General features: G+C 66.2%; 12 protein-coding genes and 1 tRNA gene. 9 read left to right on the top strand and 4 right to left on the bottom strand.

The window, feature by feature from the left end; all coding sequences use genetic code 11:
* Nucleotides 1–25 precede the first annotated feature (25 nt).
* Nucleotides 26–484: a MarR family winged helix-turn-helix transcriptional regulator gene (locus tag AC5Y39_RS04495; RefSeq protein WP_500014781.1), complete on the bottom strand. Its 459-nt coding sequence runs from the start codon at nt 482–484 to the stop codon at nt 26–28.
* 167 nt (nt 485–651) lie between these two features.
* On the opposite strand from AC5Y39_RS04495, the gene AC5Y39_RS04500 reads away from it, so the two are divergent.
* The 4 genes from AC5Y39_RS04500 to vapC are packed head-to-tail and all read left to right on the top strand — an operon-like array spanning nt 652 to nt 4,077.
* Nucleotides 652–2,616, top strand: coding sequence for an ABC transporter ATP-binding protein (locus AC5Y39_RS04500; RefSeq protein ID WP_500014779.1), 1,965 nt, complete (start codon nt 652–654; stop codon nt 2,614–2,616).
* Nucleotides 2,613–3,440, top strand: a complete 828-nt coding sequence (locus tag AC5Y39_RS04505) for a CbiQ family ECF transporter T component (RefSeq protein ID WP_500014777.1) — start codon at nt 2,613–2,615, stop codon at nt 3,438–3,440. The genes AC5Y39_RS04500 and AC5Y39_RS04505 overlap by 4 nt, the downstream gene beginning before the upstream one ends.
* Nucleotides 3,441–3,469: 29 nt before the next feature.
* Nucleotides 3,470–3,682 carry a type II toxin-antitoxin system VapB family antitoxin gene (locus AC5Y39_RS04510; protein WP_500014775.1) on the top strand — a complete coding sequence of 71 codons (213 nt, stop codon included), beginning with the start codon at nt 3,470–3,472 and terminating at the stop codon, nt 3,680–3,682.
* A complete protein-coding gene (gene vapC, locus AC5Y39_RS04515) occupies nt 3,628–4,077 on the top strand; it encodes a type II toxin-antitoxin system VapC family toxin (protein WP_500048142.1) in 450 nt (149 codons plus the stop codon). The genes AC5Y39_RS04510 and vapC overlap by 55 nt, the downstream gene beginning before the upstream one ends.
* Here the strand turns inward: vapC and AC5Y39_RS04520 are convergent.
* Genes AC5Y39_RS04520 through AC5Y39_RS04530 form a run of 3 tightly spaced genes read right to left on the bottom strand, consistent with a single transcriptional unit; the run spans nt 4,074 to nt 7,028 of the window.
* The gene (locus tag AC5Y39_RS04520; RefSeq protein ID WP_500015562.1) at nt 4,074–5,351 is read right to left on the bottom strand and encodes an ABC transporter substrate-binding protein; all 1,278 of its coding nucleotides are present in this window, start codon (nt 5,349–5,351) and stop codon (nt 4,074–4,076) included. The genes vapC and AC5Y39_RS04520 overlap by 4 nt on opposite strands.
* A complete protein-coding gene (locus AC5Y39_RS04525; RefSeq protein WP_500014771.1) occupies nt 5,351–6,169 on the bottom strand; it encodes a carbohydrate ABC transporter permease in 819 nt (272 codons plus the stop codon). Before AC5Y39_RS04525 ends, AC5Y39_RS04520 begins: the two co-directional genes overlap by 1 nt.
* Nucleotides 6,156–7,028: a carbohydrate ABC transporter permease gene (locus AC5Y39_RS04530; RefSeq protein WP_500014769.1), complete on the bottom strand. Its 873-nt coding sequence runs from the start codon at nt 7,026–7,028 to the stop codon at nt 6,156–6,158. Before AC5Y39_RS04530 ends, AC5Y39_RS04525 begins: the two co-directional genes overlap by 14 nt.
* Between AC5Y39_RS04530 and AC5Y39_RS04535 the strand changes: the two genes are divergently transcribed.
* The 5 genes from AC5Y39_RS04535 to AC5Y39_RS04555 all read left to right on the top strand — a co-directional run bounded on the left by AC5Y39_RS04535 (nt 7,027) and on the right by AC5Y39_RS04555 (nt 11,905).
* A complete protein-coding gene (locus AC5Y39_RS04535; RefSeq protein ID WP_500014767.1) occupies nt 7,027–8,046 on the top strand; it encodes an esterase-like activity of phytase family protein in 1,020 nt (339 codons plus the stop codon). The two genes, AC5Y39_RS04530 and AC5Y39_RS04535, sit on opposite strands and share 2 nt — an antisense overlap.
* Nucleotides 8,047–8,107: 61 nt before the next feature.
* Entirely contained in the window at nt 8,108–9,592 is a 1,485-nt protein-coding gene (locus AC5Y39_RS04540) for a TldD/PmbA family protein (RefSeq protein WP_500015560.1), read from the top strand.
* Nucleotides 9,589–10,950, top strand: coding sequence for a metallopeptidase TldD-related protein (locus AC5Y39_RS04545; protein ID WP_500014765.1), 1,362 nt, complete (start codon nt 9,589–9,591; stop codon nt 10,948–10,950). Before AC5Y39_RS04540 ends, AC5Y39_RS04545 begins: the two co-directional genes overlap by 4 nt.
* 41 nt (nt 10,951–10,991) lie before the next feature.
* Nucleotides 10,992–11,801, top strand: coding sequence for a carboxymuconolactone decarboxylase family protein (locus tag AC5Y39_RS04550; RefSeq protein WP_500014764.1), 810 nt, complete (start codon nt 10,992–10,994; stop codon nt 11,799–11,801).
* Between the two features lie 30 nt (nt 11,802–11,831).
* Nucleotides 11,832–11,905: transfer RNA gene (locus AC5Y39_RS04555), tRNA-Ile, on the top strand.
* Nucleotides 11,906–11,962 lie beyond the last annotated feature (57 nt).

Consider the following 11,962-nt stretch of genomic DNA (forward strand, 5'->3'; position numbering starts at 1 on the left):
TGGTGCGGCTTCTCCTTTGTGGTTGTCAGTTGGGTGGTTGCGCAGACGACGACGCGTTGTCGAGCAGCCGTCGCAGCACGAGAACCGCGTCGGCGAGCGTCTGCCGGTCCTCGTCGTCGAGCGCGGCGAGGTGCGGATCGATGACGCCGGCTCGGGCAGCCCGTACCTGGCGCAATGTCTCGATGCCCTTGGGGGTGATTTCAATCAGGACGGCCCTCGCGTCGGACGGATCAGCCGTCCGGGTGACCAGGCCGGCGTCTTCGAGGCGCCGCACCTGCATGGTCATGGTCGGCTGAGAGCAGTGGTCCAGCGCTGCCAGGTCGGAGATCCGGGTGGGACCCTGGTCTTCGATCGTTCCCAGCAGCCGGGCTTGGGCCCACGGGATCGGCAGCGGCGTGCGCTGGGTTGCGAGCCGGTTCAGCCGCGCCACCACGCCCAGCAGGTCGATGCCAAGCGACTCCCGCGTCGACGTCGAACGAGACATACCACCAAATTACATAGGTTGCCTATGCAGGATCAAGGTGTCGCTGTTCACAGCGCGTCAAACCGGACTGGCAGAATCGAGAAGTGCGAGGGATCGGGCCGCAGGCGCAGCGACTCAAGCCGCGGCGTGGGCGGCTTCGGCCCGGAGAGCTTGCTCAAGCGTCCGTCATGGCGGCCTTGTCGGCGGCCACGGCGATCGTCGCGGTCGTCGTCCCCTTCGCGGCCGGGCTGTCGCTGCTGGGCACCGTCCCGATGGGGTTGCTGGCCTATCGCTATCGCATCCGTGTGCTGTTCGCGGCCACCATTGCCGGCGGGCTGATCGCGTTTCTCGTCGCCGGAATGGGCGGGATGATGACGGTTGTCCAGTGCGCCTACATCGGTGCGCTGATAGGGCTGGTCAAACGCAAGGGCCGGGGCACCCCGACGGTCGTCGTCGTGGCGCTGTGCGCCGGCCTGCTGGCTGGCGCGGTGAGCGTCGGCGGGCTGCTGGTGCTGTCGCGGCTGCGGACTCTGGTCTTCGAGTCGATGACCGCCAACGTCAACGGGCTGGCCCGGTTCCTGTCGCACGTGCCGTACATGGATCCTGTCGCGAACTGGCTCCGGCAGGCGTTCGCCACGGTGTTGGCGTACTGGCCGTGGGTGTTCGGCGGCTCCTCGGTGCTCGCCATCGTGGTCGTCACGCTGATCGGCTGGTGGGCGCTGTCGCACGTGCTGACCCGGCTCGCCGGTGTCTCCGAAATCCAGAAACTTGACCTGCCTAACGATCCTGGGCCGGTCGCCCCCCTGCCCGTGCGGCTGCACGACGTGACGTTCCGCTATCCCGACACTGATCACGACGCACTGGGCCCCGTGACGCTGACCGTCGAACCGGGCGAACACATCGCGATCACCGGTGTGAACGGTTCTGGCAAGACCACGCTGATGCTGGTGTTGGCCGGTCAGCCGCCGACATCGGGGACCGTCGAGCGAGCCGGCGCCGTCGGGCTCGGCAAGGTGGGCGGCACCGCGGTGGTGATGCAGCATCCGGAAAGCCAGGTGCTCGGCACCCGCGTCGCCGACGACGTCGTGTGGGGCTTGCCGCCCGGTCAGCACATCGACGTGGACAAGTTGCTCGCTGAGGTCGGGCTGGACGGGATGGCCGAGCGCGACACCGGCGGGCTTTCCGGTGGTGAGCTGCAGCGGTTGGCGCTGGCGGCCGCGCTCGCACGAGAGCCGTCACTGCTGATTGCCGACGAGGTGACCAGCATGGTCGACCAGCCCGGCCGCGAGGCACTGCTTCGGCTTCTCGCGGCGCTGCGGCAACGTCACCGGATGGCGCTGGTGCACATCACCCACTACAACAACGAAGCCGACTCCGCCGAGCGCGTCGTCAATCTCGCTGCGGGAAGCAGCGACAACACCGAGATGGTGGAAGTGGCGGCCGCGCCGGGAGCGTCACCGCCGCCCGACGCGCGGTCGGGTGCCGCGGTGATCGAAGTGGACGGCGTGGGTCATGAATACGCTAGTGGAACGCCTTGGGCCACAACGGCTTTGCGCGATGTGACATTCGAGGTCCACGAAGGCGACGGTCTGCTGATCCACGGTGGCAATGGGTCGGGCAAGTCGACGCTCGCGTGGATCATGGCAGGGCTGACCGTGCCGACATCGGGGAGCTGTCTGCTCGACGGCAGGCCCGTCAGCGACCAGGTAGGTGCGGTGGCGATGTCGTTTCAGGCCGCGCGGCTGCAGTTGATGCGCGGCCGTGTCGACCACGAGGTGGCGTCGGCGGCGGGTTTCGCGCTCGATGACACCGACCGGGTGGTGGCCGCGCTGGCGGACGTGGGGTTGGACGCATCGCTGGCCGGCAGACACATCGACCATCTCAGCGGCGGGCAGATGCGTCGTGTGGTGGTGGCCGGATTGCTCGCGCGGTCACCGCGCGCCTTGATCCTCGACGAGCCACTGGCCGGGGTGGACGCGGAAAGCCAGCGTGGGCTGCTGAAGCTGCTCGAGGGCTTGCGTCGCCGTACGGGGCTGACCGTGATCGTGATTTCGCACGACTTCGCCGGTCTGGAAGACCTGTGTCCGCGCACGATTCATCTGCACGACGGCTCGATTCATCCCGCGTCGACGACGGCGGGCGGCGCCGCATGAGTACACCGACGCAACGCCGACCCGTGGTACTGCTTCGCCCGATTCCGGGCACATCGGCCATTCACGAGTTGTGGGCGGGCACGAAACTGGTTGCCGCCTTCGGTATTTCGGTGCTGCTCACGTTCTATCCGGGCTGGGTGCCGATACTTCTGGTGGCAGCGCTGGTGTTGGCCGCCGCGCGGATCGCGCGAATTCCCCGCACGGCGTTGCCGACGATTCCGCGGTGGCTGTGGATCCTGCTCGCTATCGGCGGCGTCACCGCGGCACTCGGCGGCGGGCCACCGGATATCCACATCGGTTCGGTGGCAGTGGGATTCGGCGGTCTGCTGTACTTCCTGCGCATCACGGCGTTGTCAATTGTGCTGCTGGGTATCGGCGGCATGGTGTCGTGGACCACCAACGTCGCCGATGTCGCACCTGCGGTCGCCACACTGGGGCGGCCGCTGCGCTGGCTGCGAATCCCGGTCGACGAGTGGGCCGCGGCGCTCGGCCTGGCGTTGCGGGCCTTTCCCATGTTGGTCGACGAATTTCGCACGCTGTATGCGGCTCGCAGGCTTCGGCCACGCCCGGCGCTGTCGACCCGCCGAGCGAAACGACGGTGGTGGCGCGACGAGGTGATCGACATGGTCACCGCGGCTATCACGGTCGCACTGCGTCGTGCCGATGAAATGGGCGATGCGATCGCGGCGCGCGGCGGCACCGGGCAGATCTCGGCTGCCCCATCGCGGCCGCGCTGGCCGGATGCGGTGGCGCTGTTGACCGTCGCGGCGGTGTCGGCCGCCACGATCGCAAGCGACGTGATGCTGGGTTCCACCAGGCTCTAGCTGGTGTATGGCATGTGTATGATTGGTGTATGTCGCGCACGAATATCGAGCTCGACGACACTCTGGTTGAAGAAGTGATGCGGCGATTCGGGGTGGCGACCAAGCGCGAAGCGGTCGATCTTGCGCTACGCCGTCTCGTTGGCGTTCCGCTGACAAAAGAGTTCCTTCTCGGCTTGGAAGGCGTCGGATGGGCAGGCGACCTCGGGGATATGAGAAGCGAGCCGCCAGCAGACCTTTCGTGATCCTCGTCGATACATCAGCGTGGGTCGAGTACTTCCGCGCCACCGGTTCGGATGCTGCGCTTCATGTCCGGGATTTGTTGGCCCGGCGCGCAGGGGATGTCGCGATGTGTGAGCCGTTGGCGATGGAGATCTTGGCCGGAGCCACCGACGCAAATGTCGAGAAGCTCGAACGACTGGTCAATGGCCTAGCCTCGCTGAGGGTGGAGCCCTCGGTGGATTATCGAGCGGCTGCGTCCATCTATCGGGCCGCCCGTCGCGCAGGCCGAACCATTCGCGGCCTCACTGACTGTCTGATCGCGGCGGTAGCAATCCGGCATGAGGCACGGCTCGTCCACCGTGACGCAGACTTTGACGTGATCGCTTCGGTCACGCCGCTCTCGGCTAGGCGCTACTAGCGGTCGGCCGCCGCGTTGGCTGCCGCTTGTGCCTGTGCGAGCGCCCTGTCGACATCGAGCCGTCCCAAGAACATCTCGTCGAAATACGGTTTGAGAGCCTCGAATCCGGCCGCAAAGCCCGCGCCGCCGGGTGCAAGGATGCGCCGTCCGCGCAGCACGTCGAAGAACGGTGCGACGTCGACACCTTCAGCGGCCCAGTGCTCGAAGTACGTGTGCTGTGCGGCCAGCACCGCCGGTACCGCGGCACCGGTATCGCCGAGGTAGGCGTTGCCGTCAGCGCTGCCCATCCACGCCAGTACCGCGCGCATGGCGTCCAAATGTGGCGATGCCGCATTACCCGCTGCCGCAATCCCATTGGTGACGCTCACCCTGCCGGCCGGGCCCGCAGGCATCATTGCGACTCCCCAACGGAACGGCGCATTGGCTGCGATCTGTGCGAGGTTATAGGTACCGGACTGGAACAGTGCCATGCGGCCCTGCAAGAACATGTTGCGCGAGAAATCGCCGTTGTCGTTGGTGTCGGAGGCCGGCGGGGCGACCTTGTCGACGTTGATCAGCCGCACCAGATAGCGGAAGGCGTCAGCGGCTTGAGGGTTGTCGAACACGAATCGGTCTCCGACCGAGAACACCCCACCCGCCGAGCCGATGTAGTTGAGGTAGATGCCCTGAAGGTCGTTGCCGGCGTTGTACGCCCATTGGCGGGCGCTAACGGTCAGCCGCCGCAGCATCGGGCGCAGCGTGTCTTCGGTGTCGTCAAGACTCCACCGCAAGGTGTCCAGCGCGGCGGGGTCGATGCCGGCCGCGGCGAGCAGATCAGCGTTGTAGTACAACGCAATTCCGGCGTCGGTCAGCTGCGGAACGCCCCATAGCGTGTCGTGGCGAGTGAACTGCTCGACCACCGACGGTTCCCATTTGGTAGTTGCGTCGGTGATCGGCAGGAGCCGACCGCTGTCGGCGTACGGCGCGAAGTAGGCGTTGTTGATCCAGAAGATGTCGTCGGCGCCGCCACCCGCGATGTCAGTGCGCAATGTGTCGAAGTAGGTGGCGTACGCCACGACGTCGAGCCGGACTTCGATGCCCGGGTGGCGGCGGGTGAACTCGTCGAACGAGCGGCGATAGGCTTGCGCCACCTGCTGATCCCACAGCCGCACCGTGACCACAGTGTGTCCGGCCGGCTCCTCGTCGCGCCCGATGATCACCGCGACACCCAGAAGCACTGCCATCACGGCCACCAGCGTCAGTGCGACCGCCGTCGAAAACTTGACGCGCACAATCACTTCAGGCCCGTGACGACGATCGAGCGGACGATGTGGCGCTGGACTGCCACGAACGCCACGATCAGCGGAACAATCGCCAGCGTGGTCGCGGCCATCACCAGCGTCCACTGCGCGTTGTATTGCGTCTGCAATCCGGCGGTGGCCACGGTCAGCACCCGCCACGTCGGGCCGGTGGTGATCACCAGTGGCCAGATGAAGCTGTTCCATTGCGACACAACGGTGATCAGCGTCAGTGTGACGAGGATCGGCTTGCTTGCCGGAACCACGACGTGCACCAGGACATCGAGGGTGTTGGCACCATCGAGGCGGGCTGCGTTGATCAGATCGGCCGGGATCGTCCGGAAATACTCGCGCAAAAGGAAGATCGCGTACGGCGAACCGAACATGAAGGGCAGAACCAACGCCCAGAACGTGTTGCGCAAGCCGGCCTGGGCCATCATCAGATACAGCGGCACGATCGTCACCGTCGGCGGCACCATCAGTGTGGCCAGATAAACCCAGAACAGGACGTCACGCCCGCGGAACGAAAGTCTGGCGAAGGCGTAAGCCGCCAGCACCGAAAAGGTCAATTGGCTCAACGCGATAACGGCGGTCATCAACGCCGTGACAACTGTCGCGCGGCCGAATCCGGCGTCGCTTAGAGCGGTGTAGTTCGCCAGCGTGGGCGGTCGTGGCAGCGCCAGCGGCGTGCCCGTTGCAAACTGATGAGCCGACGTAAAAGACGTCAGCAGCGCCAAGACGAACGGCACCAACGTGATCACGGCACCGACGGCCAGCAACACGTAGACGGCGGCGGCGCGGCTACGCGAGGTCATAGCTGATCCGCCGTCGGAAGTAGAAGTGCTGCGCGACCGTCGCACCGACCAGAATCACGAACAGCAACAGCGCCATCACCGCGGCTCTACCGACAGCAGCGGCACCGAAGGCCTCGACGTAGATTCGGTGCGCAACGAGGTCGGTGCGGTTCTGAGGGCCACCGCCGGTGAGTGCGTAGACGGTGTCGAAAACCTGTGCCGCGCTGACGATTCCGGTCACCACGACGAAGAAAAGGGTCGGCCGCAGCAGAGGAAGGGTGATTCTCCAGAACCGCTGCCACGCGTTGGCGCCGTCGAGCCGGGCCGCGTGGTGAATCTGCTCGGGGATCGCCAAGATGCCAGCGAGAAAGAACAGCGTGACATAGCCGACGTTGGTCCACACCGTCACCGCCGACACCACCGGCAGTGCCAGCCCGGGATCGGTGAGCCACTCCACCCGCCGGCCCAGCAGGGTATTGACGGCCCCGTCTGTGGGCGCCAACAGCCAACGCCACAGCACGGCAATCGCAATCGGGGCGCAGATCCACGGCAACACGTACACCGTGCGGAAGAACGCGGTGCCTGGCAGCCCGCGAGCAAGCATCGACGCGGCGAACAGTCCGAGTATGCTTTGGGCCGGCACGACCAGCGCGACGAAGGCCGCGGTCACCGCCAACGAGTTGCCGAACGTCCCGTCCGTGAGGACCGAACGCCAATTGTCCAGTCCGACAAAGCGGATCGGTCCGAGCAGATCCCAGCGCTGAAAACTCAGCCACGCGACCACGAACATGGGCAGCAGCAAGAACACCGCGACCCCGAACAGACTGGGCGCCAGCAGCGCGTACGGCAGTGCGGTAGTACGAAGGCGCCGACGAGGCATGGCAGATACTAGCCTGGCAGCGATGCTGCGCCCGACGATTATCGCCCTCGCTTTCGTGGCGACGGCGTGTGCGCCGGCGCCACTAGAAGTCCACGACCGTCCCGCGTTGCTCGGGTTCGTGGGCGGCGCGACCTTCAAGACGGGTTTGCAGTTCCACGACACTACCGTGGGTGGGCTGTCGGGCATCAGCTACGACCCTGGCCGCCAGCTGTACTACGCCATCAGCGACGACAAGACCCAGACCCGCTTCTATACGATGCGAATCATCCTCAACGGCAACGGTATTGACGCCACGTTCGTCGATGTCGTCGGCCTGCAGGGCGTGCCGGGGCGAGCCGATCCGGAGGACATCGCGTTCGACCGCCAGCATCAGCAGCTGCTGTGGACAAACGAGGACGAGCCGTCGATCCGGGTCGCCGGGCTCGACGGAACCTACCGCGGGGAGTTCGCGATGCCGCCCACCGTGCAACCGCGGTTCAACGCCGGCCTGGAAGGCCTGACCGTCACTCCCAGCGGAACACGAGTGTGGGCGGCGATGGAGCATCCCGGCCGCAACGACGGCGAGCCACCCACTGAGACTGCAGGGGCACTGACCCGGATCACCGAGTTCGACGTAGCCACCCGCCAGGCCGTCGCGCAGTACGCGTATCCGCTCGACCCGATTACGGCGCCGTCGGGAGATCCCACGGGCTTGACCGCTCTAGTCGCACTCGACGAGGACACCTTTCTGACCGTCGAGCGCTCCCACGGCAACTCGAACGTCGCTCGGATCTATCGCGCGGAGGTCGGGGGTGCAGACAACGTGCTCGACCGCCCGTCGCTGCCTGGTGTCTCCAAGCCGATGACCAAGACCCTGATGGCCGACCTGTCGGCCACGGCAGGTGCGCCGCCGCTCGACAACATCGAAGGCATCACGCTGGGCCCGGATCTGCCCGGCGGGCACCGATCGCTTGTGCTGGTGTCGGACAACAACTTCAACCCACGGCAGGTCCCGCAGATCCTGGCCTTCCGCCTGTGAGCGTCGGCGGACCCGTTACGGTATAGCCGTGTCAGCCAGCGGGGGGATCGACGACGACTTCATGGTCTTGCCCCGTCAGGAACTGGCCGATGCCGCGTTGAGCGCGGCCACCGAGGCGGGCGCCAGCCACGCCGACCTGCGCATCCACCGGCTCACCACCGAGACGATCCATCTGCGTGACGCGCGGTTGGAGACCTCTGTGACCAAGCGTGAAATCGGGTTGGCGGTCCGGGTGATCGTCGACGGCACGTGGGGATTCGCCTCGCATGCCGAACTCGCGCCCGAAGTGGCTGCCGAGACGGCACGCCGCGCGGTGCAGGTGGCCCGTACGCTGCGGGCGCTCAACGCCGAAACCGTCCGGCTTGCCGACGAACCCGTCTACCGCGACGTCCAGTGGGTGTCGTCGTATGAGGTGGACCCGTTCGCGATGCCGACGAACGACAAGATCGGGGTGCTCAGGGAGTATTCGGACCGGCTGATGTCCGCCGACGGTGTCGACCACGTGTACGCCGGTTTCATCGGCGTCAAGGAGCAGACCTTCTACGCCGACGTGTACGGGTCGTCGATCACCCAGCAGCGGCTGCGCGTGATGCCGGTGCTGGAGGCGGTGGCCGTCGATGCGGCCGCCGGCAGCTTCGACTCCATGCGCACGTTGGCCCCGCCCACCGCGCGCGGCTGGGAGGCCGTCGTCGACGACTCGATCTGGAATTGGTCGCAGGAACTGGCCGAGATACCGCCGTTGCTGGCGGAGAAAGTGAAGGCGCCCAGCGTCGCGCCCGGTCCGACGGATTTGGTGATCGACCCGACCAACTTGTGGTTGACCATTCACGAATCCATCGGCCACGCCACCGAATACGACCGCGCGATTGGATACGAGGCCGCCTACGCCGGCACGTCGTTCGCCACACCAGACAAGCTGGGCACGCTGCGCTATGGGTCGCCGGTGATGAACGTGACCGCCGACCGGTGCGTCGACCACGGCTTGGCCACGGTCGGATACGACGACGAGGGCGTCGCCGCGCAGAACTGGGACCTGGTGCGTGACGGAGTGTTCGTCGGCTACCAACTCGACCGGGTGTTCGCGCCGCGGCTGGGACAGAAGCGCTCCAACGGCTGCAGCTATGCCGACTCGCCCCATCATGTGCCGATCCAGCGCATGGCCAACGTATCGCTGCAGCCCGGGCCGGAGGATGTGTCCACCGAGGATTTGATCTCCCGGGTGGACGACGGCCTCTACATCGTCGGCGACAAGTCATGGTCAATTGACATGCAGCGCTACAACTTTCAGTTCACCGGCCAGAGGTTCTGGGCGATCCGCAATGGCAAGCTGGCGGGGCAGGTGCGCGACGTCGCTTATCAGGCCACCACCACAGACTTTTGGGGCTCACTGGAGGCGGTGGGCGGCGAGTCGACGTGGCAGCTGGGCGGTGCGTTCAACTGCGGCAAGGCGCAGCCTGGTCAGGTGGCCGCGGTCAGCCACGGCTGCCCTGCGACGCTGTTCCGCGGGGTGCGAGTGCTGAACACGATGACCGAGGCCGGACATTGATCGCCGCGCAGAAGGTGGTCGACGAGGCGCTGGCCGCCGCGAAGGCCGACGAGACGATCGTGATCGTCACGGACCGCTCGGAGGCTTCGCTGCGGTGGGCGAACAGTTCGATGACCACCAACGGCGTCTCGACCGCCCGCTCGCTGGCGGTGATTTCGATCGTGCGTGACTTCGACAGAGCGCACGTCGGATCCGTCGAAACCAGTGAGGTCGACCCAGAGGTGATCCGCGACGTGGTGGCCGCGAGCGAAGACATCGCGCGGTCTGCGCCGGAGGCACGCGACAACGCGCCGCTGGTCACCGGGTCGAGCACCCCCGGCGACTGGGATCTGGCTGTGCCGGCGACGGGCCCCGAAGTGTTCGGAGCGCTGGCGGCGTCGCTGTCGCGGGGTTTCCGCGGCCCCGACACGTTGTACGGGTTCGCCCGCCACGAGGTGGCGACGACCTTTCTCGCGACGTCGACGGGTGTGCGCCGACGCTTCACGCAGCCGACGGGTTCAGTGGAGATCAACGCCAAACGCGACGGAGCCAGCGCGTGGGCCGGAGTGAGCACTCCGGATTTCCTCAATGTTCCGACGGACCAGCTGCTCGAGGATTTGTCCACCCGGCTGGGATGGTCGCGGCGCACGGTTTCGCTGCCAGCCGGCCGGTATCCGACACTGCTGCCGCCGTCGGCGGTGGCGGACTTCATGATCTTCATGGGCTGGGCGATGGAAGGCCGCGGTGCGCAGGAGGGGCGTACTGCGTTTTCGGCGCCCGGCGGTGGGACGCGCGTGGGGGAGCGGTTGACCCAGTTGCCGCTGACCATGTACTCGGATCCGTCGGTGGAACGCCTGCAGTGCCGGCCGTTCGTCGCGACGTCCACGTCGTCGGAAACGGTGTCGGTCTTCGACAACGGGCTCGACATCGGACGTGTCGACTGGCTGCGCGACGGCGTGATCAACGCGCTGGCCTATCCAAGGGCGGCTGCCCAAGAGTTTCACGCACCCGTGGCGGTGCCCGCGGACAACTTGGTGATGACGGGCGGCGACGTCTCCCTGTCCGACATGGTCGCGCAAACCGAACGGGCGCTGCTGTTGACGACCATTTGGTACATCCGGATGGTGGACCCGACTCTGCTGCTGATGACCGGGCTGACTCGCGACGGCGTGTATCTGGTCGAGGACGGCAAGGTGTCCGCAGCGGTGAACAACTTCAGGTTCAACGAAAGCCCTCTTGATCTGTTGGGACGGGCCACCGCGGTCGGGGCGACGGAGGTGACGCTGCCGCGCGAGTGGGGCGACTACGTCACGCGCGCGGCCATGCCGCCGTTGCTGATTCCCGACTTCTACATGTCCAGCGTGAGCCAGGCCCAGTAGAGCTCCGGGGCTCGTGCTGTCGGCGTAGCGTCTGCTCTGTGATGGCAGAGTTCGGGCGGTTGATTGCGCTGGCACCGGACGGGCCTCTCGGGCCGATCAACGCCTTGGTTCGGCAGACGTGCGCGTCTGTGTTGCGACTGCCGCCGCTGCCTGCGCCGGTGCCGCCGGGTTCGGATGCGGCGGTGGTCGACTTCGCGGAGCAATTCAGCGTCGATGTGTCGCGGATCAGCGACGCGCAGCGGGAGGACCTGACAACGCGGCTCGGGCGCAACGCTTTTGGTGCAGTGGTGTTGATGTATGTCGCCGACTTCGCACCACGAGTGCTGGCGGGTCTGCGGTCGCTGGGCGTTGACGATGCGCTTCCCGTTCTTGCTTGGGACGCTGCGACGGATCCGGCTGACGCAGTGTTCAACCGTTTCTTACCGGCGGTAGCGCGGCTGACTGCGCTCGACCCGGTGACGTCAGAAGTAGTGCGGTTGCGCGGGGCCGGGGCGCACCGTTGCCGGCTGTGCAATTCGCTGCGGGAGGCGACGGCTTTGGAAGCCGGCGGATCGGAGGACCTGTATGGCGACATCGAGCATTACGAGGCCTCCACCCGGTTGAGTGATGCGCAGAAGGCTGCGCTTCGGTATGCCGACGCGCTGATCTGGTCGCCGTGGAATATCACGCAATCTCTCGCTCAAGGGGTGCTCGAGCATTTCTCGGAAGCTGAGGCGGTAGAGCTGACGTTCGACGTTATGCGCAACGCCAGCAACAAGATCGCTGTCGCGATGGCGGCCGATGCGCCGCGGGTAGCAGAAGGCACAGAGCAGTATCGAATACTGGGAGACGGCCGGACGCAATTCGCGTGAGCCCGTGCCTACGATGGTGCCGGATCACCGGGGGCGGTAGCTCAGTTGGTTAGAGCCGCGGACTCATAATCCGTTGGTCGCGGGTTCGAGCCCCGCCCGCCCCACTCTGAACATGTAACACCTCGGCTGATGCTTGACATTTTGTCTTCGGGTGATGCCTG

This window comes from Mycobacterium sp. NGS39, assembly GCF_059812765.1.

Excerpts from the sequence above, each read along its gene's own strand:
- AC5Y39_RS04500 (WP_500014779.1), top strand. The coding sequence starts at position 652 with ATGGCGGCCTTGTCGGCGGCCACGGCGATCGTCGCGGTCGTCGTCCCC.
- AC5Y39_RS04530 (WP_500014769.1), bottom strand. The coding sequence starts at position 7,028 with ATGCCTCGTCGGCGCCTTCGTACTACCGCACTGCCGTACGCGCTGCTG.
- AC5Y39_RS04525 (WP_500014771.1), bottom strand. The coding sequence starts at position 6,169 with ATGACCTCGCGTAGCCGCGCCGCCGCCGTCTACGTGTTGCTGGCCGTC.
- vapC (WP_500048142.1), top strand. The coding sequence starts at position 3,628 with ATGGGCAGGCGACCTCGGGGATATGAGAAGCGAGCCGCCAGCAGACCT.
- AC5Y39_RS04540 (WP_500015560.1), top strand. The coding sequence starts at position 8,108 with ATGGTCTTGCCCCGTCAGGAACTGGCCGATGCCGCGTTGAGCGCGGCC.
- AC5Y39_RS04505 (WP_500014777.1), top strand. The coding sequence starts at position 2,613 with ATGAGTACACCGACGCAACGCCGACCCGTGGTACTGCTTCGCCCGATT.
- AC5Y39_RS04550 (WP_500014764.1), top strand. The coding sequence starts at position 10,992 with ATGGCAGAGTTCGGGCGGTTGATTGCGCTGGCACCGGACGGGCCTCTC.
- AC5Y39_RS04535 (WP_500014767.1), top strand. The coding sequence starts at position 7,027 with ATGGCAGATACTAGCCTGGCAGCGATGCTGCGCCCGACGATTATCGCC.
- AC5Y39_RS04495 (WP_500014781.1), bottom strand. The coding sequence starts at position 484 with ATGTCTCGTTCGACGTCGACGCGGGAGTCGCTTGGCATCGACCTGCTG.
- AC5Y39_RS04510 (WP_500014775.1), top strand. The coding sequence starts at position 3,470 with ATGTCGCGCACGAATATCGAGCTCGACGACACTCTGGTTGAAGAAGTG.